Annotated in this window: 22 protein-coding genes and 1 other RNA gene; 8 read left to right on the forward strand and 15 right to left on the reverse strand. The window is 66.9% G+C overall.

Features of this window, described 5'->3' with window-relative positions:
- Window positions 1-31: 31 nt before the first annotated feature.
- Both ftsH and ACJMKZ_RS11905 read right to left on the reverse strand, forming a co-directional pair.
- The gene (ftsH, locus tag ACJMKZ_RS11900; RefSeq protein ID WP_405233428.1) at window positions 32-1,957 is read right to left on the reverse strand and encodes an ATP-dependent zinc metalloprotease FtsH; all 1,926 of its coding nucleotides are present in this window, start codon (window positions 1,955-1,957) and stop codon (window positions 32-34) included.
- A 53-nt stretch (window positions 1,958-2,010) separates the two neighbouring features.
- Window positions 2,011-2,634 carry an RlmE family RNA methyltransferase gene (locus tag ACJMKZ_RS11905; protein ID WP_405233429.1) on the reverse strand — a complete coding sequence of 208 codons (624 nt, stop codon included), beginning with the start codon at window positions 2,632-2,634 and terminating at the stop codon, window positions 2,011-2,013.
- A gap of 53 nt (window positions 2,635-2,687) precedes the next feature.
- On the opposite strand from ACJMKZ_RS11905, the gene yhbY reads away from it, so the two are divergent.
- Complete coding sequence (yhbY, locus tag ACJMKZ_RS11910) at window positions 2,688-2,978, forward strand: ribosome assembly RNA-binding protein YhbY (RefSeq protein ID WP_405233430.1); 291 nt, start codon at window positions 2,688-2,690, stop codon at window positions 2,976-2,978.
- A gap of 31 nt (window positions 2,979-3,009) precedes the next feature.
- Here yhbY and greA read toward each other — a convergent pair whose 3' ends face one another.
- The 8 genes from greA to hrcA form a co-directional block, all read right to left on the reverse strand.
- On the reverse strand, window positions 3,010-3,486 hold the full coding sequence (gene greA / locus ACJMKZ_RS11915; protein ID WP_405233431.1) for a transcription elongation factor GreA: 477 nt from the start codon (window positions 3,484-3,486) through the stop codon (window positions 3,010-3,012).
- The gene (carB, locus tag ACJMKZ_RS11920) at window positions 3,483-6,707 is read right to left on the reverse strand and encodes a carbamoyl-phosphate synthase large subunit (protein ID WP_405233432.1); all 3,225 of its coding nucleotides are present in this window, start codon (window positions 6,705-6,707) and stop codon (window positions 3,483-3,485) included. Before carB ends, greA begins: the two co-directional genes overlap by 4 nt.
- Window positions 6,708-6,773: 66 nt before the next feature.
- A complete protein-coding gene (carA, locus tag ACJMKZ_RS11925) occupies window positions 6,774-7,940 on the reverse strand; it encodes a glutamine-hydrolyzing carbamoyl-phosphate synthase small subunit (protein ID WP_405233433.1) in 1,167 nt (388 codons plus the stop codon).
- Window positions 7,941-8,117: 177 nt separating this feature from the next.
- Window positions 8,118-8,930 (reverse strand): 4-hydroxy-tetrahydrodipicolinate reductase, encoded by an 813-nt coding sequence (gene dapB / locus ACJMKZ_RS11930; RefSeq protein ID WP_405234158.1) that lies wholly within the window; start codon window positions 8,928-8,930, stop codon window positions 8,118-8,120.
- 96 nt (window positions 8,931-9,026) lie between these two features.
- The gene (gene dnaJ / locus ACJMKZ_RS11935) at window positions 9,027-10,160 is read right to left on the reverse strand and encodes a molecular chaperone DnaJ (protein WP_405234159.1); all 1,134 of its coding nucleotides are present in this window, start codon (window positions 10,158-10,160) and stop codon (window positions 9,027-9,029) included.
- A 105-nt stretch (window positions 10,161-10,265) separates the two neighbouring features.
- Window positions 10,266-12,212, reverse strand: coding sequence for a molecular chaperone DnaK (gene dnaK, locus ACJMKZ_RS11940; RefSeq protein WP_405233434.1), 1,947 nt, complete (start codon window positions 12,210-12,212; stop codon window positions 10,266-10,268).
- A 68-nt stretch (window positions 12,213-12,280) separates the two neighbouring features.
- Window positions 12,281-12,865 (reverse strand): nucleotide exchange factor GrpE, encoded by a 585-nt coding sequence (gene grpE, locus ACJMKZ_RS11945; RefSeq protein ID WP_405233435.1) that lies wholly within the window; start codon window positions 12,863-12,865, stop codon window positions 12,281-12,283.
- Window positions 12,866-12,939: 74 nt separating this feature from the next.
- Window positions 12,940-13,998, reverse strand: a complete 1,059-nt coding sequence (gene hrcA / locus ACJMKZ_RS11950; RefSeq protein WP_405233436.1) for a heat-inducible transcriptional repressor HrcA — start codon at window positions 13,996-13,998, stop codon at window positions 12,940-12,942.
- A gap of 198 nt (window positions 13,999-14,196) precedes the next feature.
- Between hrcA and ACJMKZ_RS11955 the strand changes: the two genes are divergently transcribed.
- Window positions 14,197-15,090, forward strand: coding sequence for an NAD(+) kinase (locus ACJMKZ_RS11955; RefSeq protein ID WP_405233437.1), 894 nt, complete (start codon window positions 14,197-14,199; stop codon window positions 15,088-15,090).
- A gap of 8 nt (window positions 15,091-15,098) precedes the next feature.
- Window positions 15,099-16,790 (forward strand): DNA repair protein RecN, encoded by a 1,692-nt coding sequence (recN, locus tag ACJMKZ_RS11960; RefSeq protein WP_405233438.1) that lies wholly within the window; start codon window positions 15,099-15,101, stop codon window positions 16,788-16,790.
- On the opposite strand, the gene fur is transcribed toward recN, so the two are convergent.
- Window positions 16,791-17,213: a ferric iron uptake transcriptional regulator gene (gene fur, locus ACJMKZ_RS11965; RefSeq protein WP_405233439.1), complete on the reverse strand. Its 423-nt coding sequence runs from the start codon at window positions 17,211-17,213 to the stop codon at window positions 16,791-16,793.
- A 117-nt stretch (window positions 17,214-17,330) separates the two neighbouring features.
- Between fur and ACJMKZ_RS11970 the strand changes: the two genes are divergently transcribed.
- Window positions 17,331-17,732 (forward strand): outer membrane protein assembly factor BamE, encoded by a 402-nt coding sequence (locus tag ACJMKZ_RS11970; protein ID WP_405233440.1) that lies wholly within the window; start codon window positions 17,331-17,333, stop codon window positions 17,730-17,732.
- Between the two features lie 23 nt (window positions 17,733-17,755).
- Here the strand turns inward: ACJMKZ_RS11970 and ACJMKZ_RS11975 are convergent, their stop codons facing one another.
- Window positions 17,756-18,118 (reverse strand): RnfH family protein, encoded by a 363-nt coding sequence (locus tag ACJMKZ_RS11975; RefSeq protein ID WP_405233441.1) that lies wholly within the window; start codon window positions 18,116-18,118, stop codon window positions 17,756-17,758.
- A complete protein-coding gene (locus ACJMKZ_RS11980; protein ID WP_405233442.1) occupies window positions 18,099-19,484 on the reverse strand; it encodes a sodium-dependent transporter in 1,386 nt (461 codons plus the stop codon). The genes ACJMKZ_RS11975 and ACJMKZ_RS11980 overlap by 20 nt, the downstream gene beginning before the upstream one ends.
- Before the next feature lie 116 nt (window positions 19,485-19,600).
- Between ACJMKZ_RS11980 and smpB the strand changes: the two genes are divergently transcribed.
- The 3 genes from smpB to ACJMKZ_RS11995 all read left to right on the forward strand — a co-directional run bounded on the left by smpB (window position 19,601) and on the right by ACJMKZ_RS11995 (window position 21,737).
- The gene (gene smpB / locus ACJMKZ_RS11985; protein ID WP_405233443.1) at window positions 19,601-20,092 is read left to right on the forward strand and encodes an SsrA-binding protein SmpB; all 492 of its coding nucleotides are present in this window, start codon (window positions 19,601-19,603) and stop codon (window positions 20,090-20,092) included.
- Window positions 20,093-20,152: 60 nt separating this feature from the next.
- Window positions 20,153-20,513, forward strand: a transfer-messenger RNA (tmRNA) gene (gene ssrA, locus ACJMKZ_RS11990).
- 186 nt (window positions 20,514-20,699) lie between these two features.
- Window positions 20,700-21,737, forward strand: a complete 1,038-nt coding sequence (locus ACJMKZ_RS11995; protein WP_405233444.1) for a TauD/TfdA dioxygenase family protein — start codon at window positions 20,700-20,702, stop codon at window positions 21,735-21,737.
- Window positions 21,738-21,788: 51 nt separating this feature from the next.
- On the opposite strand, the gene ACJMKZ_RS12000 is transcribed toward ACJMKZ_RS11995, so the two are convergent.
- Complete coding sequence (locus tag ACJMKZ_RS12000) at window positions 21,789-22,106, reverse strand: P-II family nitrogen regulator (RefSeq protein WP_405233445.1); 318 nt, start codon at window positions 22,104-22,106, stop codon at window positions 21,789-21,791.
- 65 nt (window positions 22,107-22,171) lie between these two features.
- Window positions 22,172-23,179: a sodium-dependent bicarbonate transport family permease gene (locus tag ACJMKZ_RS12005; protein ID WP_405233446.1), complete on the reverse strand. Its 1,008-nt coding sequence runs from the start codon at window positions 23,177-23,179 to the stop codon at window positions 22,172-22,174.
- A gap of 113 nt (window positions 23,180-23,292) precedes the next feature.
- On the opposite strand from ACJMKZ_RS12005, the gene ACJMKZ_RS12010 reads away from it, so the two are divergent.
- Entirely contained in the window at window positions 23,293-24,183 is an 891-nt protein-coding gene (locus ACJMKZ_RS12010) for a LysR family transcriptional regulator (protein WP_405233447.1), read from the forward strand.
- Window position 24,184 lies beyond the last annotated feature (1 nt).

Below are 24,184 nucleotides of genomic sequence, written 5' to 3' on the forward strand. Positions count from 1 at the left end.
CTGCCGGTGTGTGGGACTGGCGGGCTGCCGCTCAGTGCTGGCTGGCCGGACCGCCGATCTTGCCATCGCCTTCCTTCGCCGTCTTCTCGTCCTCGTCGCCCTGCAGACCCGGCGGCCGGCCGGTGTCGTCCCAGTCGACGGGCGGACGCGGCTCGCGGCCCTCCATGATGTCTTTGATCTGACCCTCGTCGATGGTCTCGTACTTGATCAGCGCCCCGGCCATCAGGTGGAGCTGCTTCTCGTTGTCGGTCAGGATCTGCTTCGCGCGCTGGTAGTTGGCGTCGATGATCGCCCGGATCTCCTCGTCGATGGCATGCGCCGTCTGGTCGGAGACGTTCTTGTGCTCGGTGACGGAGCGGCCGAGGAACACCTCGCCCTCGTCCTCGCTGTAGGTCAGCGGGCCCAGTTTCTCCGACAGGCCCCACTTGGTGACCATGCTGCGGGCGATCTCGGTGGCCCGCTCGATGTCGTTGGACGCACCGGTAGTCACCTTGTCGGCACCGAAGATCAGCTCCTCGGCGAGGCGGCCGCCGAAAAGACTCGAGATCTGGCTCTGCAGCCGCTGCTTGGAGAAGCTGTAGCGGTCCTGCTCCGGCAGGAACATGGTCACGCCGAGTGCCCGGCCGCGCGGGATGATGGTTACCTTGTACACCGGGTCGTGATCCGGCACCAGCAGGCCCACGATGGCGTGGCCGGCCTCGTGATACGCGGTCAGCTTCTTTTCGTCCTCGCTCATGACCATGGAGCGGCGCTCCGCGCCCATCATGATCTTGTCCTTGGCCTTCTCGAACTCCTCCATGCCCACCACGCGGCGATTGGCGCGGGCGGCGAACAGCGCGGCCTCGTTCACCAGGTTGGCGAGGTCGGCGCCGGAGAAGCCCGGGGTACCGCGGGCTATAATGTTCGGCCGCACGTCATCGCCGATGGGGACCTTGCGCATGTGCACCTTCAGAATCTGCTCCCGACCGCGCACGTCCGGCAGCGGCACCACCACCTGGCGGTCGAAGCGGCCGGGACGCAGCAGCGCGGGGTCGAGCACGTCGGGACGGTTGGTGGCCGCGATGACGATGATGCCCTCGTTGCCCTCGAAGCCGTCCATCTCGACCAGCAGCTGGTTCAGCGTCTGCTCGCGCTCGTCGTGACCGCCGCCGAGGCCGGCACCGCGATGGCGGCCGACCGCGTCGATCTCGTCGATGAAGATAATGCAGGGCGCGTGCTTCTTGGCCTGCTCGAACATGTCGCGCACGCGCGAGGCGCCGACGCCGACGAACATCTCCACGAAGTCGGAACCGGAGATGGTGAAGAACGGCACCTTGGCCTCGCCGGCTATGGCGCGGGCCAGCAGCGTCTTGCCGGTGCCCGGTGAGCCCACCATGAGCACGCCCTTCGGTATCTTGCCGCCGAGGCGCTGGAACTTGCTCGGGTCCTTCAGGAAGTCGACGACCTCCACGACCTCTTCCTTGGCCTCTTCCACGCCCGCCACGTCGGCGAAGGTCACGCTGACCTGGTCCTCGCCCAGCAGCCTCGCCTTGCTCTTGCCGAAGGACATGGCGCCGCGGCCGGCCCCGCCGCCCTGCATCTGGCGCATGAAATACACCCAGACGCCGATCAGCAGCAGGATGGGGAAGGAGTTAATGAACAACTGGGTCCAGAAACCCTGCCCTTCCTGCTGTTTGGCACGGAAGTCCACGTTGTTGTCCATGAGTTCGCCGATGAGGACGGTGTTGTCGCTCTCCGGGCTGTAGGTCATGTAGCGACCGTTGTCGTCGCGGGTGAAGTGGATGTTGCGGCCCTCGAAGACCACCTCTTCCACGTTGCCGCTACGCACCTGTTCCAGGAAGTCCGAGTACGGGACCTCCTGCGACTGGGTGCCGACGGGACCGAAGCCCTGCGCCACGGACAGCAGGACCACGATAATGACGACAAAGACGATAATGTTCTTGGTGAGATCGTTCACTCCGGCCCCTCTTCCTTGGCCATGCTTAGACGCAGTCTAAACGTTAGACCGTACTACAGTTGATAGTTTCTCGCCAGCAGATAGACCTCACGGCTGGAGGGCCGGGACGCCTTCGGCTTGACCACCCGGACCTGGCGGAAACGCTCCCGCGCGGCCCGTACGAAATCGTCGAATCCTTCGCCCTGGAACACCTTGCAGATGAAGGTGCCGCCGGGGTTCAGCGTGTCGCAGGCGAGTTCCATAGCCAATTCAGCCAGATACATCGCCCGCGGCTGGTCCACCGATCGATTCCCCGAGATGTTGGGGGCCATGTCACTCAACACAAGGTCCGCCCGCTCCCCGCCGAGCTCCGCCGTCAGCCGCTGTAGAACTTCTGACTCGGTAAAATCCCCCTGCAGGAACTCCACGCCGGGAATCTCGTCCATCGGCAGGATGTCGAGAGCCAGCACCCGGGTCTTCTCGCCCCAGCGGCGCACCACGTACTGGCTCCAGGCGCCGGGCGCCGCCCCGAGGTCGATGACCAGGCCGGGGCGGCCCGGCAACCGGGCCTTCTCCAGCAACTCCTCCAGCTTGTACACCGCGCGGGAGCGATAGCCCTCTTCGCGCGCGCGCTGGACGTAAGGGTCGCGCTCCTGGCGTTGCCGCCAGCCTGCGGAACTGCCCTTCGGGTTGCTCATGGTCTACCCATGGACCGATCACCGGCGCCCGGCTGCTGGTAAACTGCGGAGCCATGGCACTCAGCGAGAAACAGCGGAAGCATCTGCGCCGCCTCGGTCACGACCTCAAGCCGGTCATCCTGGTGGGCGATGCCGGCGCGTCCGAAGGGGTGATCCGCGAATGCGACCTCGCCCTGGAGCACCACGAACTGGTGAAGGCGAAGGTGCACGGCGCCGACCGGGAAGTCCGCGACGCCGTCATCGACACCCTCGCCGACGCCACGGGCGCCGAGGTGGTCCAGCGCATCGGCCACGTGGCGCTGCTCTACCGACGCCACCCGGAGAAACCCGGCATCGTCGTCTGAGCCCGTCTGCGGGTGCCTGCGGCCCGCCCCGTCAGACGTAGCGCACCTCCACGATCTCGTAGTGCTTGTCGCCGCCGGGCGCGGCCACGGTGACCTGCTCGCCTTCTTCCTTGCCGATCAGCGCGCGAGCGATCGGCGAAGTCACGGAGATCAGGCCGGTCTTGATGTCCGCCTCGTCCTCGCCGACGATCCGGTAGGTGATCTCCTCGCCGCTCGCCTCCTCGATGAGCTGCACGGTGGCGCCGAATACCACCTTGCCGCCTTCGCCGAGTTTGGTGACGTCGATGATCTGGGCGTGGGAGAGCTTGCCTTCGATGTCCTTGATGCGGGCCTCGATGAAGCCCTGCTGCTCCTTGGCAGCGTGGTACTCGGCATTCTCCTTCAGGTCGCCATGGGCGCGCGCCTCCGCGATGGCCTGGATGACCTGCGGGCGCTCCTGACTCTTGAGACGCTTCAGTTCCTCGCGGAGCTTCTCCGCACCTCGCAATGTAATCGGTACTTTCGTCAAGCTGCCAACTCCTTGTGCAGATCCTGCAGTCGGTTGACCTCGTCATCGTCCAGATGCGCAAGGGCCTTGCACGTCGCTACGGCTGCCGCCAGCGTCGTGTAATAGGTCACCTTCTTGTGCACCGCCTCACCCCGGATGGAGTGCGAATCACGGATGGCCTGCTTGCCCTCCGTCGTGTTGACGATGAACGAGATTTCTCCGTTCTTGATAACGTCGACGATGTGCGGGCGCCCTTCCCTGACCTTGTTGATGCGCCGGCACGGCACACCGGCGGCCTTGAGCGCTCTCGCGGTGCCGTCGGTGGCCACGATATCAAATCCTCTGGCCACTAGCAGCTCCGCCAGCGCGACGGCGCCGTCCTTGTCCCGGTCCCGCACCGACAGGAGCGCCGTGCCCCGGCGCGGCAGGATCACGCCGGAGGCGAGCTGGGCCTTGGCGTAGGCCTCGCCGAAAGTCCGGCCGGTGCCCATCACCTCGCCCGTCGACTTCATCTCCGGACCGAGGATGGGATCGGCCTCCGGGAACTTGGCGAACGGGAATACGGATTCCTTCACCGAATAGAAGTGCGGCGTGACCTGCCCGGTGTAGCCCTGCACCGCCAGCGCCTCGCCCACCATCACCCGCGCCGCTACCTTGGCCAGCGGGATGCCGGTGGCCTTAGACACGAACGGCACCGTGCGCGAGGCGCGCGGATTGACCTCCAGCAGATAGACGATGCCGTTCTGGATGGCGAACTGGGTGTTCATGAGGCCCACCACGTTCAGGCCGCGGGCGAGCTTCTCCACCTGCTCGCGGATCTCGGCCTGGAGTTCCTCGTTCAGGCTGAACGGCGGCAGCGAGCAGCCGGAGTCGCCCGAGTGCACGCCCGCCTGCTCGACGTGCTCCATGATGCCGCCGATTAGCACGTCCTCACCGTCGCAGATGGCGTCCACGTCCACCTCGATGGCCAGGTCCAGGAAGCGGTCGAGCAGCACCGGGCTCTTGTTGGACACGCTCACCGCGGCCTCCATGTAGGCGACCAGGTCCTCCTCGCTGTAGACGATCTCCATGGCCCGGCCGCCGAGCACGTAGGAGGGACGCACCACCAGCGGATAGCCCACTTCGGCTGCCAGCGCCGGGGCGGAGGCCTCGTCCCGCGCCGTGCGATTCGGCGGCTGGCGCAGACCGAGACCGTTGATGAGCGACTGGAAGCGCTCCCGGTCCTCGGCGAGGTCGATCGAGTCCGGCGAGGTGCCGATGATGGGCGCCCCCGCCGCCTCCAGGTCCCGGGCCAGTTTCAGCGGCGTCTGCCCGCCGTACTGGACGATGACGCCTTCCGGCTGCTCGACGTCGATGATCGCCAGCACGTCCTCCAGGGTCAGCGACTCGAAATACAGCCGGTCGGAGGTGTCGTAGTCGGTGGAGACCGTCTCCGGGTTGCAGTTCACCATGATGGTCTCGAAACCCGACTCCCGCAGGGCGAGCGCCGCATGCACGCAGCAGTAGTCGAACTCGATGCCCTGGCCGATGCGGTTGGGGCCGCCGCCCAGGATCATGATCTTGCGCCGGTCGGTGGGCTCCGACTCGCATTCCTCCTCGTAGGTGGAGTACATGTAGGCGGTGTCGGTGGCGAACTCCGCGGCGCAGGTATCCACCCGCTTGAACACCGGCACCACGTGGTGCTCGTGCCGCGCCGCGCGGAGCTCCGATTCCTCCGCACCGATCAGCCCGGCCAGCCGGGAATCCGAGAAGCCCTTGCGCTTCAGCTCCCGCAGCCGCGCGGCCGTCAGGATCTCCCTGCCCTCGCTGCGCACGCTCTCCTCCTCGCGCACCAGGTCCCGGAGCTGGGCCAGGAACCAGGGGTCGATGCGGGTGATGCGCGCCACCTCGTCCAGCTTCATGCCGTGACGGAAGGCATCGGCCACATAGAGGATGCGTTCGCCGCCGGCGGCCCTGAGTTCGTGGCGCAGCCGCTCCATGTCCTCCTCTGCCGGTTTTTCCGGGATGCGCTCCACCAGGCCGTCGATGTTCGTCTCCAGCCCTCTGAGCGCCTTCTGCAGCGACTCCTGGAAGGTGCGGCCGATGGACATCACCTCGCCCACCGACTTCATCTGGGTGGTGAGCCGATCGTTGCTGCCCACGAACTTCTCGAAGGTGAAGCGCGGGATCTTGGTCACCACGTAGTCGATGGTGGGCTCGAACGACGCCGGCGTGGCCCCTCCGGTGATCTCGTTCCTGAGCTCGTCCAGGGTGTAGCCGACGGCCAGCTTCGCCGCCACCTTGGCGATGGGGAACCCGGTCGCCTTGGAGGCCAGCGCCGAGGAGCGCGAGACCCGGGGATTCATCTCGATCACCAGCAGCCGGCCGTTCTCCGGGTTCACCGCGAACTGCACGTTGGAGCCACCGGTCTCCACGCCGATCTTGCGCAGTACGGCGATGGAGGCATTGCGCATGCGCTGGTATTCCTTGTCGGTCAGCGTCTGCGCCGGCGCCACCGTGATGGAGTCGCCGGTGTGCACGCCCATCGGGTCGAAATTCTCGATGGAGCAGATGATGATGCAGTTGTCGTTACGGTCCCGCACCACCTCCATCTCGTATTCCTTCCAGCCGAGCACCGACTCCTCGAGCAGCACCTCGTTGGTCGGCGAGAGGTCGAGGCCGTTGGCGACGATGCGCTCGAACTCCTCCTTGTTGTAGGCGATGCCGCCGCCGCTGCCGCCCAGGGTGAAGGAAGGCCGGATGATGGTCGGGAAGCCGATCTCGGCCTGTACCTCGATGGCCTCCTCCAGCGTGTGGGCGATGATCGAGCGGGGCGACTCCAGGCCGATCTCGGTCATCGCCTCGCGGAACTGTTCCCGGTCTTCGGCCATGTCGATGGCGTCCCGGGAGGCGGCAATGAGCTCCACGCCATGCTGCTCCAGCACGCCTTCGCGGACCAGGTCGAGGGCGCAGTTCAGCGCCGTCTGGCCGCCCATGGTCGGCAGCAGCGCATCGGGCTTCTCGCGTTCGATCACCTTCGCCACCGCGCGCCAGTGCACCGGCTCTATGTAGACGGCGTCCGCCGTCTCCGGGTCGGTCATGATCGTGGCCGGGTTGGAGTTCACCAGAATCACCCGGTAGCCCTCCTCCCTGAGCGCCTTGCAGGCCTGGGCGCCGGAGTAGTCGAACTCGCAGGCCTGGCCGATCACGATCGGCCCGGCACCGATGATCAGGATGCTCTCGATGTCGTCGCGTCTTGGCATGGCGGCTCCTGACCGGCGCCGCCCTATCGGCGCCAGATCACTTTAATAATAAACTCTAAGTTACTGTTATCTATGGCCCAACGCGGAGGCTTCCACCTCTCGACGCTGGGCTCTCGAGGCTTCGATCAGCTCCACGAAGTGCTCGAAGAGCGTGTCGATGTCGTGGGGCCCCGGACTCGCCTCCGGATGGCCCTGGAAACTGAACGCCGGCCGGTCGCTGAGCTCGATGCCCTGCAGCGAGCCGTCGAAGAGCGACCGGTGGGTGGTGCGGACGTTGTCCGGCAGGCTGTCCTCCGCCACCGCGAAGCCGTGGTTCTGGCTGGTGATGAAGACCCGGCCGCTGGCCAGATCCTGTACCGGATGATTAGCGCCGTGGTGGCCGAATTTCATCTTCTCGGTGCGGGCCCCGGCGGCCAGCGCGAGGATCTGATGACCCAGGCAGATGCCGAAAACGGGCATGCCCGTCTCGAGCAGCCGGCGGGTCGCCTCGATGGCGTAGTCGCAGGGCTCCGGGTCGCCGGGACCGTTGGAGAGGAACACGCCGTCGGGCTCGAGGGCGAGCACTTCGTCGGCCGGCGTGGTGGCCGGCACCACCGTGATGCGGCAGTCGTGCTCGGCGAGCCGGCGCAGGATGTTGCGCTTGATGCCGAAGTCGTACGCCACCACGTGGTTCGGCGCGATGCGCCGTGTCACCACCGGGTCCCGGTCGGGCCAGATGCTGCCCTGGGCCCACTGATAGGCGCCGTCCGTGGTGACGAACTTCGCGAGATCCATGCCCGCGATGCCGGGGAATTTCCGCGCATCGCGCAGGGCCGTCTCGGCCATGTCCTCGCCGGTCATGATGCAGCCGGCGAGCGCGCCCTTCTCCCTGAGCAGGCGGGTGAGCCTGCGGGTGTCGATATCGGCGATGGCCACCACGTTGCCGCGGCGCAGGAACTCGCCGAGGGACTGCTCCGAGCGGTAGTTGCTGGCGATCATGGAGCGGTCCCGGATTACCAGGCCCGCCGCGAACACCTTGCGCGCCTCGAGGTCGTCACTGTTGCAGCCGGTGTTGCCGATGTGGGGATAGGTCAGCGTGACGATCTGGCGGCAATAGGACGGATCCGTGAGGATCTCCTGGTAGCCGGTCATCGCCGTGTTGAAGACCACCTCGCCGATCGTCCGGCCCTCGGCCCCGACGGAGATGCCGTGGAAAACCGAGCCGTCTTCCAGTGCCAGTACCGCAGGTGTCATCGTATGGCGGCCCCTCTTGCGTATCTATTGCGGTTTGCAGATGTGCAAAAGCGGAAGGAATCCCCCTGGTAAGCAACTGGGATACGCTTCCGCCCGGGCCGCCACGCTACGGGGCGACCCGCCATAGTGTAATGCACGCTTGCGGGTGACGCCAGATCGCATCCGGCGCCGCGGGGTTCAGCGGATGCCGAGCACGTCGGCCATGGCGTACAGGCCCGGCGCGCGCCCGGCGAGCCAGCGCGCCGCAGCCAGCGCGCCGGAAGCGAAGGCCGCCCGGTCCTGGGCCTGGTGCACCAGGCTCAGGCGGTCGTAGTCGCCGCCGAACATCACCGTGTGTTCGCCCACGATGGCCCCGGCGCGGATCACGGAGAAGCCGATGGCGCCCCGTTCCCGGGGACCGCTCTCGCCCTGGCGGGCGTACACGGCCCGGTCCGCGAGACTCTCGCCCCGGGCCGCCGCCAGCGTCTCGCCCAGCATCAGGGCCGTACCCGAGGGTGCGTCCCGCTTGGCCCGGTGATGGGCCTCGGTGATCTCGGCGTCGTAGTCCGCGCCCAGTCGCGAGGCAGCCTCGCGCACCAGGAAGTTCAGCAGCTGGACGCCGACGCTCATGTTGCGGTCGTAGACCACCGGCACCGTCGCGGCGACGGGGCCCATGCGCTCGAGTTCCGACCGCGCCACCCCGGTGACGCCGCAGACGAGCGGCACCCGGTTTCGTTCGACGGCGTCCAGCACGGCCGCCGTGGCCACCGGCAGGGAGAAATCCACCACCACGTCGGCGCCGTCAAGCACCTGGTCCAGATCCGCGGAAGTGACCGCCGCGCTGTCCGCCGCGGCCGGATGCCAGCTGGCGACGGGCTCCCCCGATCGGGCATCGCCCTCGCGCACCCACGCAGCGGTGAGCTCCAGATCCGGCTCCCGGGCGACGATATCGATGACGGCGCGGCCCATGCGGCCGGCCGCCCCCAGTACGGCGATGCGGGTGGTATCGATGACGCTGCCTCCTCCGGTAGCCCAGGTGGCCCAGGTGGCCCTGGGCGGACAGCTTACCCCGCGGCCCGGCGGGCTGTCAGCAAGCCCGGAAGCCGCTCAGGTGATGCGCTCGAAGAAGCGCTTGACGGTATCTTTCCAGTTGCCCGAGTGGGGGTTGTGGGTCTCGCCGCCCGCCTCCACCGAGGACTCGAACTCGCGCAGGAGACGTTCCTGCTCCGCCGTGAGGTTCACCGGCGTCTCGATCACTGCCCGGCAGAACAGATCGCCGTGGCGCGGGCTGCGCACCGTGATGACGCCCTTGCCGCGCAGCCGGAAGACCTTGCCGGACTGGGTGCCCGGCGGGACCTTCAGCGCCACCTGGCCATCCAGCGTGGGCAGGTCCACGGAGCCCCCCAGGGCCGCCGTGGCGAAGCTGATTGGCACGTCGCAGTGCAGGTCCGCACCGTTACGCTCGAACAACTTGTGGGGCTTGATGTGGATCTCCACGTAGAGATCGCCCGGCGGGCCGCCGTTGCGCCCGGCCTCGCCCTCGCCGGAGAGGCGGATGCGGTCGCCCTCGTCGACCCCGGGCGGGATCTTCACCGAGAGGCTGCGCTCGGTCATCACGCGGCCACGCCCCTGACAGTCCTCGCAGGGGTCCGTGATCTTCGTCCCCTCGCCGCGGCAGGACGGACAGGTCTGCTGCACCGAGAAGAAGCCCTGCTGCATGCGCACCTGACCGACGCCGCCGCAGGTATCGCAGGTCTCCGGCGTCGAGCCGGGGGCCGAGCCGCTGCCGTCGCAGGTCTCGCAGCCGGTCAGCGAAGCGACGTCGATCTCCACCGTGTCGCCGGCCACGGCGCGCTCGAGTTCCAGTTCCAGGTCATAGCGCAGGTCCGCGCCGCGGAACACCTGACTGCGCCCGCCGCGGCGGCCGCCGCCGAAGATGTCGCCGAAGACGTCGCCGAAGATGTCGCCGAAGGCGTCCGCCGGGTTGAAACCGCCGCCGCCCATGCCGCCGGCACCGCTGACGCCGGCATGACCGAACTGGTCGTAGGCCGACTTCTTGCGCGGATCCGACAGGACCTCGTAGGCCTCCTTGGCCTCCTTGAACTTGATCTCGGCGTCCGCGTCGTCCCTGTTGCGGTCGGGGTGGTACTTCATCGCCAGACGCCGGTAGGCCTTCTTGATCTCGATCGCCGAGGCGTCGCGGCCGACGTTCAGTACCTCGTAGTAGTCACGTTTCGACATGCGCAGGTCCGTCACGGACGCGGCTCCCGGCCGACAGCCGGGAGCCGCGCTTCACTCATCCCCGTGCCCGCCGCGCAGGCGGGCACCCCAATCGTCAGCTGCCGGTCAGGCCGACTTCTTGTTCTTGTCGTCGTCGTCCACTTCCTCGAACTCGGCGTCGACCACGTCGTCGGAGCCGGCCGACTCGCCGCCCTGGCCAGCCTGGCCCTCGGCGCCGCCTTCCTCGCCGCCCTGCGCCTGTTCATAGGCACGCTGGGCGATGGCGGCAGAGGCCTCGGCCAGTGCCTTGGAGCGCGCCTCGATGGCGTCCTTGTCGTCGCCCTCCAGCGCCTTCTTCAGATCGCTGATGGCGGACTCCACGTTGTGGCGCTCCTCGCCGCTGGCCTTCTCGCCCAAGTCGTCCAGCGCCTTCTCGGCACCGTGGATCAGGGCGTCGGCCTGGTTGCGCACGTCGACGAGCTCGCGGAACTTCCGGTCCTCCTCGGCGTGAGCCTCGGCCTCCTCGACCATACGGTCGATCTCCTCATCGGAGAGGCCGCTGGAGGCCTTGATGACGATGTTCTGGCTCTTGCCGGTGGCCTTGTCCTTGGCCGAGACGTTCAGGATGCCGTTGGCGTCGATATCGAAGGTGACCTCGATCTGCGGCATGCCGCGCGGCGCCGGCGGGATGTCCGCCAGGTCGAAACGGCCCAGCGACTTGTTGTCGGCCGCCCGCTCGCGCTCGCCCTGCAGCACGTGGATGGTCACCGCGGTCTGGTTGTCGTCCGCCGTGGAGAACGTCTGCTGGGCGTTCGCCGGGATGGTCGTGTTCTTCTCGATCAGCTTCGTCATGACGCCGCCGAGGGTCTCGATACCGAGCGACAGCGGGGTCACGTCGAGCAGCAGCACGTCCTTGACGTCGCCCGAGAGCACGCCGCCCTGGATGGCCGCACCGAGTGCGACGGCCTCGTCCGGATTCACGTCCTTGCGCGGCTCCTTGCCGAAGAAGTTCTTCACCTCTTCCTGCACCTTGGGCATGCGGGTCTGGCCGCCCACGAGGATGACGTCGTCGATCTCGGAGACCTTCAGGCCCGCATCGGACAGCGCCGTCTTGCACGGACCGATCGTGCGGCCGATCAGCTCCTCCACCAGCGACTCGAGCTTGGCCCGGGTCAGCTTGATGTTCAGATGCTTCGGACCGCTGGCATCCGCCGTAATGTAAGGCAGGTTCACCTCGGTCTGCTGCCCCGCGGACAGCTCGATCTTGGCCTTCTCGCCGGCCTCTTTCAGGCGCTGCATCGCGAGCGGATCCTTGCGAATGTCGACACCGCTCTCCTTCTCGAACTGGGAGGCGAGATACTCGATGATGCGCAGGTCGAAGTCCTCACCGCCGAGGAACGTGTCGCCGTTCGTCGCAAGCACCTCGAACTGGTGCTCGCCGTCCACCTCGGCGATCTCGATGATCGAGATGTCGAAGGTACCACCGCCCAGGTCGTAGACGGCGATCTTGCGGTCGCCGCGCTTCTTGTCCATGCCGTAGGCCAGCGCGGCCGCAGTCGGCTCGTTGATGATGCGGCGCACTTCCAGGCCCGCGATCTTGCCGGCGTCCTTGGTGGCCTGGCGCTGCGAGTCGTTGAAGTAGGCCGGGACGGTGATGACCGCCTCGGTCACCTCTTCGCCGAGATAATCCTCGGCCGTCTTCTTCATCTTCATCAGCACCCGCGCGGAGACCTCCGGCGGCGCCATCTTCTTGTCGCCCACCTTCACCCAGGCGTCGCCGTTGTCCGCCTCGACGATGTCGTAGGAGACCATGTCGATGTCGCGCTGGACGACGTCGTCCTTGAAGCGGCGGCCGATGAGGCGCTTGACGGCGAACAGGGTGTTGGCCGGATTGGTGACGGCCTGGCGCTTGGCCGACTGACCGACCAGCACCTCGTCGTCCTTGGTGAAGGCGACGATGGACGGCGTGGTCCGATCGCCCTCGCTGTTCTCGATGACCTTGGCCTTGTCGCCTTCCATGACGGCGACGCACGAGTTCGTCGTGCCGAGGTCTATGCCGATTACCTTACCCATGAAAATCTCCCCATAACGTGGTGTCAAAAACTGTGTTGCCGTCTAGATGGGGCCCGCCCCACGGCCTTTCAACCCTCGCCGCTCTGCGGTTCTGCGGCCACGATGACCCGGGCCGGGCGCAGCAGCCGCCCGTTGATGCGGTAGCCCTTCTGGACCACCGTGAGAACGCTGCCCGGCTCCGCCTCGGCGGAGGGCTGCATGGTCATGGCCTCGTGGTACTCGGGGTCGAAGCGCTCGCCCCGGGGGTCGATCTCCTCGACGCCGAAGTCGCCCAGCACCTTGCGCAGCTGCTTCAGGGTGGCCTCCTTGCCCTCCAGCAGGCTGGCGGCGTCGGCCGCCTGGCCGGCGGCGATGCCCATCTCCAGGCTGTCCGCCACGCCGAGCAACTCGCCGGCGAAGCGTTCGATGGCGTACCTGCGGGTGTTTTCCAGGTCCCGCGCGGCCCGCTTGCGGAAATTCTCCAGCTCGGCCACGGCACGCAGATATTTCTCCCAGTTCTCGTCCGCCCGGCGGCGTTCCGCCTCCAGCGGGTCTTCGTCAGCGCCGGCACGGCCCTCGCCTTCCAGCACCTGCGTCTCGGCGAACTCGTCTGCCGGCTCTCCGGTCTCGTCTTCCCGCACCGGGTCGTCGCTGCGTTCGGGATCGTTGCTCATAAACCACTACTCCGCTGCAAATGCCGACGCCGCCGCGGGGCGGCGCCTCTCACTTCTAGTGTCCTGTGTGAGGCCTAGGTGCGGGAATTCAAGGCCGATCCCAGCAACTTCGCCGTGATATCGACGATGGGGATGACCCGGTCGTAGGCCATGCGGGAGGGGCCGATGACGCCGAGCACGCCGATGACCTCCTCGTCCACCACATAGGGAGCCGCCACCACGCTGCAGTCGTCCAGGATGCCGTAGCCCGACTCCTCGCCGATGAAGATCTGCACGCCCTCGGCCCGGATGCTGCGATCGAGGAGATCGAGCATGAAACGGCGCTCGTTGAAGGCCTCGAACAGCCGGCGCAGCTTCTCGAGGTCCGAGAGCTCCGCGAAATCCATCAGGTTGGTCTCGCCGGCCACCACATAGTCGCTGCGGTGCTCGCCGGCGCCCTCGAAGGCGTGGTGGGCCATCGCCACCATGTCCAGCATCGTCTGGTTCATGGAGTCGCGGGTCTGCTCCAGCTCGTCCACCAGCCGCGTGCGGATGGTCTCCAGATCGCTGCCGGCATAGCGGTCATTCAGAAAGTTGGCCGCCCGGCGGAGCTCGGATTCGGTGTAGGTGCGCGAAGTATGCAGGATCCGATTCTGCACCTCGCGCTCGTTCACCACCAGGATGGCCAGCACGCGGTTGTCCGACAGCGGCAGGAACTCGATCTGGCGCAGCGTGACCCGCTCGGCCCGGGGCACGGACACCACGCCGGCCATGCGGGTGATGTGGGAGAGCAGATTCGACGTGGAGGTGATGAGCGTGTCCGGGTCGTCGCGCAGCGTCTCGAGCTCCTGGCGCAGCCGGACCACCTCCGACTCCCTAAGCGGGCGCAGCTTCAGCAGCGTATCCACGAAGAAGCGATAGCCGAGCGCGGTCGGCACGCGGCCGGCCGAGGTGTGGGGTGCCGAGACAAACCCCATCTCCTCGAGGTCCGACATCACGTTGCGGATGGTGGCAGGACTGAGATCGAGGCCGGAGTCCCGCGACAGGGTGCGCGAACCCACCGGCTGTCCGTCACGGACATACCGCTCTATCAGCACCTTCAGGAGGTGCCGGGCTCGCTCGTTCGGGACCGATCTGTCGACTTCGGCTGGCATTACGGACTACATCCTCGATTTTCGCCCGCTGGCACTCAACCCGCCAGTGTGCTAACAAAAGCTAGCAACGGCCCGTGACCCCGTCAAGGAGACATCGCCGGGGTCGGCCGGGCGCCTCAATTCGCGTAAGCTCGACCCACTGCAAGCGCCGAGAGCCCCTGCAACCCCTACAGGCACGACAGCGACCAGACCTGCCCCATGACCAACACCTTCGAGACCGTCGCCGTCTTCGGCCGCCACTCCGACCCCCGCGTGGCCGAGCCCATGACCGCCATCGCCGAGTTTCTCAGCCAGAGAGGCGTCGAGGTGCTGGTGGCCGCCAATGTGGACCTGGAGATCGCCGGCCGGAGGATTCCCGAGGACAAACTGGCGCCGTCCGCCGATCTGGTGATCGCCGTGGGCGGCGACGGCACCATGCTGTATGCCACCCGCCTCGCGGTCGGGCATTCGGTGCCCCTGCTGGGCGTGAACCGGGGGCGTCTTGGCTTTCTCACCGACGTCACACCCGAGGCGATGCTCTCCAGCGTCGAGGCGGTGCTCGAGGGCGACTACAGCCGCGAGACCCGGCTGCTGCTGGCCGCCGAGCTGCAGCGCCCCGACGGCACCTGCGTCACCGACATGGCGCTGAACGACGTCGTGCTGGCCCGGCGCGAGACCGGCCGCATGGTCGACTACGAAACCTGGGTGGACAACCGCTACGTCAACACCCATTCCGGCGACGGCCTCATCGTGGCCACCCCGACGGGCTCCACCGCCTATGCCCTGTCCTGCGGCGGGCCCATCGTCCAGCCGGACCTGGACGCCATGGTGCTGGTGCCGGTCTGCCCGCACACGCTCAGCGACCGGCCCATCGTTATCCCCGCCGCCTCCGAGGTGCAGATCCGGCTGTTCGAGCGGCCGGAAACCCGGGGCGAGATCACCTGCGACGGTTATCCGCTGGGCGCGCTCGAGGACGGCGACCGCCTGATCGTGCGTGCCGCCGACGACCGCATCACCCTGATCCACCCGCCCGGCCACGACTACTACGAGATCCTGCGCTCGAAGCTGAACTGGGGCCGGGACAGCCGGGTGCGCCGCACGATCCGCGCCTGAGGGACGGCATGCTGAAACGCATCCACATCCGCAATTTCGCCATCATCGACGAGATCGAGCTCGATCTGGGCGCCGGCATGACCGCGCTGACCGGTGAGACCGGCGCGGGCAAGTCCATCCTCATCGATGCGCTCGGCCTGATCCTGGGCGACCGGGGCAGCGCCGAGGTGGTGCGCCAGGGCGCGAAGCGGGCCGAGATCAGCGCCGAATTCGAGATCGATGGCATGGCCGAGGTGGAGACCTGGCTGGAAGAGCAGAGCCTCGATCTCGACGGCGAATGCCTGCTGCGTCGGGTGATCGGCGGCGACGGCCGCTCCCGCGCCTACATCAACGGCAACGCCGTGCCGGTGCAGAACCTGCGCGCAATCGGCGAGCACCTGGTGGACATCCACGGGCAGCACGAGCACCAGTCACTGGCCCGCCGCGAGGCCCAGCGCGACCTGCTGGACCATCACGGCGGCCATCAGAACCTGCGGGAGGAACTCGGCGACGCCTGGCGGCGTTGGCAGCGCCTGGCCGACGAACTGGACGACCTGCGCACCCGGCGCAGCGAGCGCGACAGCCGGCTGGAGTTCCTCCGCTTCCAGGTCGACGAACTCGAGGCGCTGGCCCTGGGACCCGAGGAACTCGCGGAGCTGGAGGCCGAGCGCCGCCGACTCGCCAACATGAGCCGGCTCGCCGAGGGCTCGGCCGCAGCGCTCGGCGCGCTGTACGAGAATGACGAGGTCAGCGCCCAGTCCCTGGTCGCGGAGTCCGTGCGTCGGCTGGAGGAACTCGCGGAACTGGATCCTGCGCTGGAAGGCGCAGCGCGGCTGGCCGTCGAGGCCGAGGCCGCCATCAGCGAGGCGGCCGAGGAGATCCGCCGCTATACCGGCTCGCTCGAATCCGATCCCGGCCGCCACGACGAGGTGGAGACCCGCCTCGGCGCCATCCGCGACGTGGCCCGCAAGCACCGCGTCGAGGCCGGGGAGCTGCCGTCACAGCTGGAACGGCTGCAGGCCGAACTCACCGAGCTGGAGGAGGCGGACGTGCGGCTCGAATCCCTGGAACGCGACGCCGCCGCGGCCCGGGAGAAATACGACGGCCTCGCGGCCGAACTCACGGCGGCACGCCGGCGCACGGCCGGGGACTTCTCGGAGCAGGTCACGGCCGCCATGCAGACGCTCAGCATGTCCGGCGGGCGCTTCGTCGTGGCCGTGGAGACGCCGGCCGATGCCGAGCCCCGGGAGCACGGCGCGGACCGCGTCGAATTCCTGGTCAGTGCCAACCCGGGCCAGGAGCCCATGAGTCTGGCCCGGGTTGCCTCGGGCGGCGAACTCTCCCGCATCAGCCTGGCCATCCAGGTGGTCGCCGCGGGCGCCAGCACCATCCCGAGCATGGTGTTCGACGAGGTGGACAGCGGCATCGGCGGCGGCGTGGCCGAGATCGTCGGCCGCCGGCTGCGCCAGCTCGGCGACCAGCGGCAGGTGCTTTGCGTAACCCACCTGCCCCAGGTGGCGAGCCAGGCTCACCGGCACCTGCGGGTGGCGAAGGTGACGGACGGCAAGAGCACGCGCACCGGCATCACGCCGCTGGGTGATAAGGAGCGGGTGGAGGAGATCGCCCGGATGCTGGGCGGTGTGGAGATCACGGAGCGAACCCGCGAGCATGCCGCGGAGATGCTGGCGGAGGCTGCGGGCGGCCGCGAACGGAGCGCCTGATCAGTCGCCGGCGCCCTCTTTCTTTTTGGGCCGCACGTAGAGGACCAGGCTATGGTCCGCGATCTCGTAGCCGTGCTTGGCCGCGATCTCGTGCTGCAGGCGCTCGATCTCCTCGTCGACGAACTCGATAACGTCGCCCGTCTCGATACAGACCATGTGGTCGTGGTGCTCGCCGTCGTCCAGCTCGAATACCGAATGCCCGCCCTCGAAGTTGTGACGCGTGACGAGCCCCGCCCCCTCGAACTGGGTGAGCACCCGGTAAACCGTGGCCAGGCCGATATCCTCACCGGAATCCAGCAGCTCCCGGTAGATGTCTTCCGCGCTGAGATGCGCCTGGCTGTTGGCCTCCAGAATCTCGAGGATCTTCAGGCGCGGCAGCGTGACCTTGAGGCCCGCGTTTCTCAGTTCCTTCTTCTGCATCATTGTCCTGGGTTCCCTGGCGCCCGCCCTGCCGTAACCGGGTGCGTTCATGTATGATCGGCACGCAATTATGGCTCAGATGGGAGCCGCGCTCCACCGGCGCGGCAGAGGCTTCCGGGAATGACTGAACGAGGCGCGAAACGTGGATGGATGCCGGGGCGCGCGCTGCGCGGCCTCACGCTGGCGGCACTCGCCGGGCTGATGCTGGGCGGCTGCGTCTACCGCATCAATATCCAGCAGGGCAACCTCCTCGACGAGGAACAGATCGAGCAGCTGGAAGTGGGCATGACCCGCAGCCAGGTGCGCTTCCTGCTGGGCACGCCCATGGTCAACGACCCGTTCCACGCCGAGCGCTGGGACTACGTCTACTACCTCGCCCTGGGCCGCCGGGACCCGATCATGTCGCACATGCTCACGGTCTACTTCGAGGGGGATCTCGTCTCCCGCATCGAGCGCCACCAGGACCTCGAGGACGAGACCATGGAGCCCCGGGGACTGCCAGAGCCCGACCAGAGCGGCTAGCCGCCCTTCCCCGGATTCCCTTCCTAATCCTTCTCGTTATCCCTGTCGCGCCCGGACCGGCCGAGCGTCCGGCCCGCTTCCGCCGCGCGGCGGCGCGCCTCCCGGGGGTCGACGATCAGCGGCCGGTAAATCTCCACCCGGTCGCCGGAGCTCAGCGGTCGCTTCCGGTCCGCCACCTCGCCCCACACCCCGACCGCACAGCACGAGAGATCCGGCACGCCCGGCTCCTCCGCGAGGCCTGAAGCCGCCTCTGCCACGGCATCGGCCACGGTCGCCCCCGGCGGCAGACGAACCGGCACACACCGCTGCCGATCCGGCAGGGCGCAGACCACTTCGACGTCCAGTACGACGTCCGACGGCGTGTCTTCAGGTGAAGGAGAGGACACCGATCGCGTTCAGGAACACCAGGATCACCGCCACCGGCGCAACCCAGCGCGCCAGGAAGCGCCACACCTTGTACAGCCCGCCGGCGCCGCCCAGTTCCTCCGAGGTGGAGTTGGCACACATGACCCAGCCGGCGAAGACGGTGATCAGCAGGCCGCCGAGGGGCAGCATGATGTTGCTGGTGAGGAAGTCGAGATTATCGAACACCGTTCCGGCCAGGAACGTGACGTCGGAAAGCACGTTGAACGACAGCACCGTCCCGAGCCCCACGGCCCAGATCACCCCCCCGATGACGCCGGCCGCGGCCATCCGCGAGAGGCGGAAACTCTCCACCAGCCACGCCGTCGCCGGCTCCATGAGACCGATGGCCGAGGTCCATGCCGCGAACGAGAGCAGCAGGAAGAAGATGGTGGCGAAGACGACCCCGCCGGTCATGTTGCCGAAGGCGAGCGGCAACGTCTCGAACACGAGTCCGGGACCGGACCCCGGGCTGAGGCCGTTCGCAAACACGATCGGGAAGATGGCCAGCCCGGCCAGCAAGGCGATGAACGTATCCGCCGACACCACCGTGAACGAGGCCTTGGTGATGGACGTGTCCTCCGGGAGGTAGGCACCGTAGGCCATCACCGAGCCCATGCCGACGCTCAGGCTGAAGAACGCCTGGCCCATCGCCGCCAGCACGGCATTGGGCGTCAGCGCCGAGAAGTCCGGCGTGAACAGGAACGCGAGCCCCTGCTGGAAATGGCCCGTGGTCATCGAATAGCCCAGCAGCACGAACATGAGCACGAGCAGTCCCGGCACCATGAAGCGCACCGCCCGCTCGAGGCCGCCCTCCACCCCCTTCGCCACCACGAACACGGTGAGAGCCATGAACAAGGTGTGCCAGCCGGCCACCGTCCACCAGCTGCCGACCATATTGCCGAAGATCGCGGAGATGCCGGCGGCGTCCTGCCCGGTGAACGATCCGCTGATACTGCGGCCGATGTACGAGAGCGACCACCCGGCAATCACACTGTAATAGGAGAGGATCAACATGCCGCCTATCACGCCGGCCACGCCGACCAGTCGCCAGCGGCTGGTGCTGCCCTCCTCCTCGCCCAGCAGCGCCATCGTGGCGGCCGGGTTCCGACGCCCGCGGCGCCCGATCAGAATCTCGGACATCATGATGGGCAGACCGACGACGAAGACGCAGATCAGGTAGACCAGCACGAAGGCGCCGCCGCCGTTCTCGCCGGCCACGTAGGGGAACTTCCAGACGTTGCCGAGACCCACGGCCGAGCCGGTGACGGCCAGCACGAACGCCATGCGCGACGACCAGTGACCGTGCAGGGACTTGCGCGGCGCATTGACTGCAGCTTCTTCGCTCATCGGGACTCCCCACCCACCGGCTGAAGGCCGGGATTGTGGCCGAATCCCCGGATAGTGACAACAGAAGACCCGCCGCGTCGCCGCCCGGCGCAAGCCGAATCCGTTACACTCCCGCCATGGCCGGCAAGCAGAAAAACAAGGGCAGCGACAAGCCTTCGCGCACCATCGCGGTGAACAAGAAGGCCCGCCACGACTTCTTCATCGAGGAGACACTGGAGGCGGGACTCGCGCTGGAGGGCTGGGAGGTGAAGAGCCTCAGGGCCGGCAAGGCGCAGGTGACGGAGGCCTACGTCCAGCTGCGCGACGGCGAGGCGTGGCTGTTCGGCTCCCACTTCCACCCGCTGCTGTCGGCATCAACCCACGTGAAGGCCGATCCCACCCGCACCCGCAAGCTGTTGCTGCACCGGAACGAGATCGACCGGCTGGTGGGCGCCGTGGAGCGCCAGGGCTATACGCTGGTGCCGCTGGACCTGCACTGGACGCGGGGTAAGGCCAAGCTCACGGTGGGTCTGGCCAAGGGCAAGAAGAAACACGACAAGCGGGCGGCCGTGAAGGAGCGGGACTGGCAGCGGCAGAAGAGCCGCATCCTGAAGTCGGCCGGGCAATAACCCAAGCGGGCATTGAATCACGGAACTTCCGCCCCACATCCGGTATCATAGACACAACTTGGGGGCGACATGGCTTCGACGTGGGTCGCGAACCCCTGGGTGCATGCCGAGGTGCAGAGTACCTCGTTAAACCATCTGCAAACCTTATAGTTGCCAACGACGACAACTACGCTTTAGCCGCTTAAAAACCGGCTCGAAGCCTTCCGCCCGGCACGTGCCTGTGCGTCCGGTCCCGGGAGTCATCCACACAGGATCGCGCAAGGAGTCGTCCGGGCTCCGACCGTTAAAACCCAATTCCGGACTGGCTGCGGGTTTGCCCTTTCCACCGGGTTGCCCGTAGTGAGATCAAAGGTGGAATAAGCATGTAGACCTCAGGGCAGAGGGCTTGCGGACGCGGGTTCGATTCCCGCCGCCTCCACCAAACAACCGTCCATCCATGTCTCATGGATGCTCTAAAGCCCGCGAAATGCGGGCTTTTTTGTGTTCGCAGCAGCTCCGACACCTCCGGTTGCCACGCAACTGCATCTCCTGACCCGGTCGATCCTCGCACCGTGTTCGGCACATCCCCCTTGGTCTTCTTGAATCGGGTTACGTTACCCTGAGCCGCATGAACGACAGGAATCGCGCCTCAAAAATCACGTCATCCAAGATATCCCCCCTCGATCCGTCACGCGTCGAGACGATCGAAGAAGCCGGAGGAAGAATTCTCCCGCTCGATCCCATCGGCGCCGCGGTCTCCGGCATCGACTTGTCGTCCGAGCGCCCGCCGCCCGGCCACGTGATCGACGCCCTCGAAAAGGAAATGGCCAGCCGCGGATTCATCGTCTTCAAATCCAGCGAAGCACTGGATGTGGACGATTTCCTCCGCGCCAGCTGCTGGTGGGGCGGCAAGGAACTGCACAGCACCCACGGGGTTCATCCGGCGACTCCGGGGACCAACCGACATATTTTCCGCCTGTCGAACGATCGTCGTCACGGAATCCCGGGGGTAGGCCCCCAGTGGCACAACGACGGCAGCTTCAATCCGGACACCTTTTCCCACGCGGGCTACCACATCGTCCGCCCAGCCGAGAAAGGCGGAGGTACCTATTTCGCTCACCAGGGGGCGGCCTATGACGCGCTCCCGGAGGAGCGGCAGGAATTCTGGGGCCGCCTGTCGTCGGTCAATTCCACCTCGGGAGTCGTCCATCCCGCGGTGCACGAACACCCGATCTCCGGGAAGAAAAGTCTCTGGCTCCATCTGGGCATGACCGGTGCGGTGATCGAGAAGCTTCGCGACGGCGATGGCTTTCGACTGCTCGATTCCGAAGAACTGAAGCGGCTCTGCCATGAATACAAGGACATCCTCGATGCAGGCTTCGAGGACGGCTACGCGATTGCCTACGAGTACGAGGAAAACGACTGCATCTTCATCGACAACCTGGCGGTGGCGCATCGCGCCTCACCCCAGGCCCACTTGTCGGCGGCAGAACAGGGTCTGCGAATCATGCATCGCAGCACCGTTCGCGGCGTCGGCGATCTGGCGCCGTACTATGGATTGCCGATCCGGATCAACATTGCGGGGCCGAGCCCGTTCGGCGAAGGCGTCTGGCAGCCGGGCGGCATCGGTTTTCGGTGGGACGAAAACATCCCGATGCAGAACTGAAGCCGACGGCAGGGTACGCCGGCCTGCCCGTCGGCGTGCGGCAGGGAGCCCTCAGAACTTGTGCGGCCGCAGTATCTCCACCTCCTCGAGATAGGTAATGCCGGAATAGTTGTCGAAGAAGTGCTCGGCGACCTCGTCAGCGATGCGGTTCGCCGCCTCACGATCGCCGGTGATCACCTCGATCTTCACGTTACTGAACTCGTCCACCACGGCCGCCCGGTTGGCCGAGCGGACGCCGCGGCTGCCCTTGCCGCCGGCCGCCACCACCGTGTAGCCCTTCGCCCCGGTCGACTCGATCACGCGTGCGACCTGCTCGAGGATGAGCTTCTCGGTGATGATGACAACCTTCGTTGCCTTGTAATGAGTCATTGCTCTTTACCTCCCCGCGCGGCTGCGCGGTCATTATCTCTCGCCATGCCCGGGTTCGCGCCCGCTCACAGTCCGAATACGGCCTCGGCCAGGGCGATGTACAGCGGGATACCGACAGCGATCGCCACCGGCGTGCCCACGCTGGTCGATGACCCGATGTACGAGGAAGGGTTCGCCGACGGGATCGCCGCGCGCAGTGTGGGCGGCCCCGAGATGTCGGAGCTCGACCCCGCGATGACCGCAAGCAGGATCACGCCGCCCGGGCTGAAGCCGGTCAGCAGGTGCGCCACGTAGCCCAGGCCGAAGGCGATGAGGCCGTGGGCCAGCGGCGCGATGGCGCCATACACCGCGTACCAGTGCGCCACGCTGCGCAGCTCGTTGAGGCGGGTCCAGGCCTCGATGCCCATGGTCAGCATCAGGACCGACAGCAGACCCCGGAACAGCGGGTCGTAGAAGCCCTCGTAGACGAGCTCCGGGCGCGTCAGGAGCCCCAGCACCAGGCCGAGCAGCAGGGCCGAGAGCGCCGACCCCCGCAGGCTGTCTGCGATGACGGAGCCGATGCGGATCTCCTCCCGCGCACTGCCTTTCCGCTTCGCCAGATGAACATTGGCCAGCACGATGGCGACGATCAGCGCCGGGATGTCCATGAAGGGATACAGCGCAGGTACCCACGCCTCGTAGAACACCTCCTGCTGCTCCAGCATCACCATGGCCGCCGCCAGCGTGGAGGCGCTCACCGCACCGAACAGGCCCGCCGTGGCGATGCCGTCCTCGGTCCGCACGCCGGGCAGCGCCGCCAGCGTGTAACGCCCGACGATGACGATGGCGCAGCCGACGACAACGGCGATGGCCGCCGGCAGCAGCATCTCGCCCAGTTCGGCCTCACGTATCTCCATGCCGCCTTCCAGGCCGATGCGCATGAGCAGCATGTAGACGCAGAACTTGTAGATGGCATCCGGTATCTGCAGCTTGCTGCCGGCCGCGGCCAGCACCATGCCGCCGATCAGGAAAGCGAGCGCTGGCGACTGGAACTGGGTCAGCAGGCGGCTGAAGAAGTCGATAACGAGGTCCATGGGTTTCTCCGGCCAATCGTTCAGGCTTTCGGTCAGTCAATGGATTGGAGACGCATGTTGCGTATCGGAGCTTCTTCCGTAAAATAGATTTATTATTCGATTTCGTTCTTTTTATGAGAACAGACACTCTCAGACGGCTGAACTTCCGCCACCTGCACTACTTCTGGGTGGTCGCGAAGGAGGAGCACCTGACCCGCGCGGCCGAACGGCTGCATGTCTCCCAGTCGGCCATCTCTTCGCAGATACGCCAGCTCGAAGACGAGCTGGGCCACGAGCTGTTCCTGCGCGAAGGCCGCACACTGCGGCTGACGGAGACGGGCAGCCTGGTGCTCGGTTACGCGGAGGGCATCTTCAACCTGGGCGCGGAGCTGCTGGAGACGGTGCGCGGCGGCGACGGCCAGGAGATGCCGGAGCTGCGCGTGGGCGCCGTCGCCACCCTGTCACGCAACTTCCAGCAGAATCTGCTGCGCCCGGTCATCGGCGACGAGAACCTGCATCTCGTCATCGAGTCCGCGAGCCTGGAGGAGCTCATCGGGCGGCTGCGGGTACACAAGCTCGACCTGATCCTCTCGAACCGGCCGGTGACCGCCGACGATCAGCTGCCGCTCAGCTGCCGGCGCATCGCCCGGCAGACGGTCTGCCTGGTGGGGCCGCCCCGCCCGCGCCGGCGCCGCTTCCGATTCCCCGACGATCTCGCCGGCACGGCGTTGCTGCTGCCCGGCCACAGCAGCGAGATCCGCAGCCAGTTCGACCTGCTGCGCGAGGAGCTCGGACTCGCGCCGAGAATATCGGCCGAGGTCGACGACATGGCCATGCTCCGGCTGCTGGCCCGCGATTCCGGCAGCGTGGCCATGGTGCCGGAAGTGGTCGTGCAGGACGAACTGGAGCATGGCATTCTCAGCAAGTACTGCGAGGTTCCCGCTATCCACGAGAATTTCTATGCCATCACGGCCCGGCGCCACTTCCGCTCCGCGGCGCTGAAGGCCGTGCTGGGTGCCTCCTGAT

Source organism: Lentisalinibacter salinarum, from assembly GCF_040706555.1.
GTDB classification, from domain to species: domain Bacteria; phylum Pseudomonadota; class Gammaproteobacteria; order Steroidobacterales; family Woeseiaceae; genus Lentisalinibacter; species Lentisalinibacter salinarum.

Excerpts from the sequence above, each read along its gene's own strand:
- dnaK (WP_405233434.1), bottom strand. The coding sequence starts at position 12,212 with ATGGGTAAGGTAATCGGCATAGACCTCGGCACGACGAACTCGTGCGTC.
- carB (WP_405233432.1), bottom strand. The coding sequence starts at position 6,707 with ATGCCAAGACGCGACGACATCGAGAGCATCCTGATCATCGGTGCCGGG.
- grpE (WP_405233435.1), bottom strand. The coding sequence starts at position 12,865 with ATGAGCAACGATCCCGAACGCAGCGACGACCCGGTGCGGGAAGACGAG.
- ACJMKZ_RS12005 (WP_405233446.1), bottom strand. The coding sequence starts at position 23,179 with ATGGACCTCGTTATCGACTTCTTCAGCCGCCTGCTGACCCAGTTCCAG.
- ACJMKZ_RS11970 (WP_405233440.1), top strand. The coding sequence starts at position 17,331 with ATGACTGAACGAGGCGCGAAACGTGGATGGATGCCGGGGCGCGCGCTG.
- ACJMKZ_RS11995 (WP_405233444.1), top strand. The coding sequence starts at position 20,700 with ATGAACGACAGGAATCGCGCCTCAAAAATCACGTCATCCAAGATATCC.
- fur (WP_405233439.1), bottom strand. The coding sequence starts at position 17,213 with ATGATGCAGAAGAAGGAACTGAGAAACGCGGGCCTCAAGGTCACGCTG.
- yhbY (WP_405233430.1), top strand. The coding sequence starts at position 2,688 with ATGGCACTCAGCGAGAAACAGCGGAAGCATCTGCGCCGCCTCGGTCAC.
- ACJMKZ_RS12000 (WP_405233445.1), bottom strand. The coding sequence starts at position 22,106 with ATGACTCATTACAAGGCAACGAAGGTTGTCATCATCACCGAGAAGCTC.
- carA (WP_405233433.1), bottom strand. The coding sequence starts at position 7,940 with ATGACACCTGCGGTACTGGCACTGGAAGACGGCTCGGTTTTCCACGGC.
- smpB (WP_405233443.1), top strand. The coding sequence starts at position 19,601 with ATGGCCGGCAAGCAGAAAAACAAGGGCAGCGACAAGCCTTCGCGCACC.
- ACJMKZ_RS11905 (WP_405233429.1), bottom strand. The coding sequence starts at position 2,634 with ATGAGCAACCCGAAGGGCAGTTCCGCAGGCTGGCGGCAACGCCAGGAG.
- recN (WP_405233438.1), top strand. The coding sequence starts at position 15,099 with ATGCTGAAACGCATCCACATCCGCAATTTCGCCATCATCGACGAGATC.
- ACJMKZ_RS11955 (WP_405233437.1), top strand. The coding sequence starts at position 14,197 with ATGACCAACACCTTCGAGACCGTCGCCGTCTTCGGCCGCCACTCCGAC.
- dnaJ (WP_405234159.1), bottom strand. The coding sequence starts at position 10,160 with ATGTCGAAACGTGACTACTACGAGGTACTGAACGTCGGCCGCGACGCC.
- ACJMKZ_RS11980 (WP_405233442.1), bottom strand. The coding sequence starts at position 19,484 with ATGAGCGAAGAAGCTGCAGTCAATGCGCCGCGCAAGTCCCTGCACGGT.
- ACJMKZ_RS12010 (WP_405233447.1), top strand. The coding sequence starts at position 23,293 with ATGAGAACAGACACTCTCAGACGGCTGAACTTCCGCCACCTGCACTAC.
- hrcA (WP_405233436.1), bottom strand. The coding sequence starts at position 13,998 with ATGCCAGCCGAAGTCGACAGATCGGTCCCGAACGAGCGAGCCCGGCAC.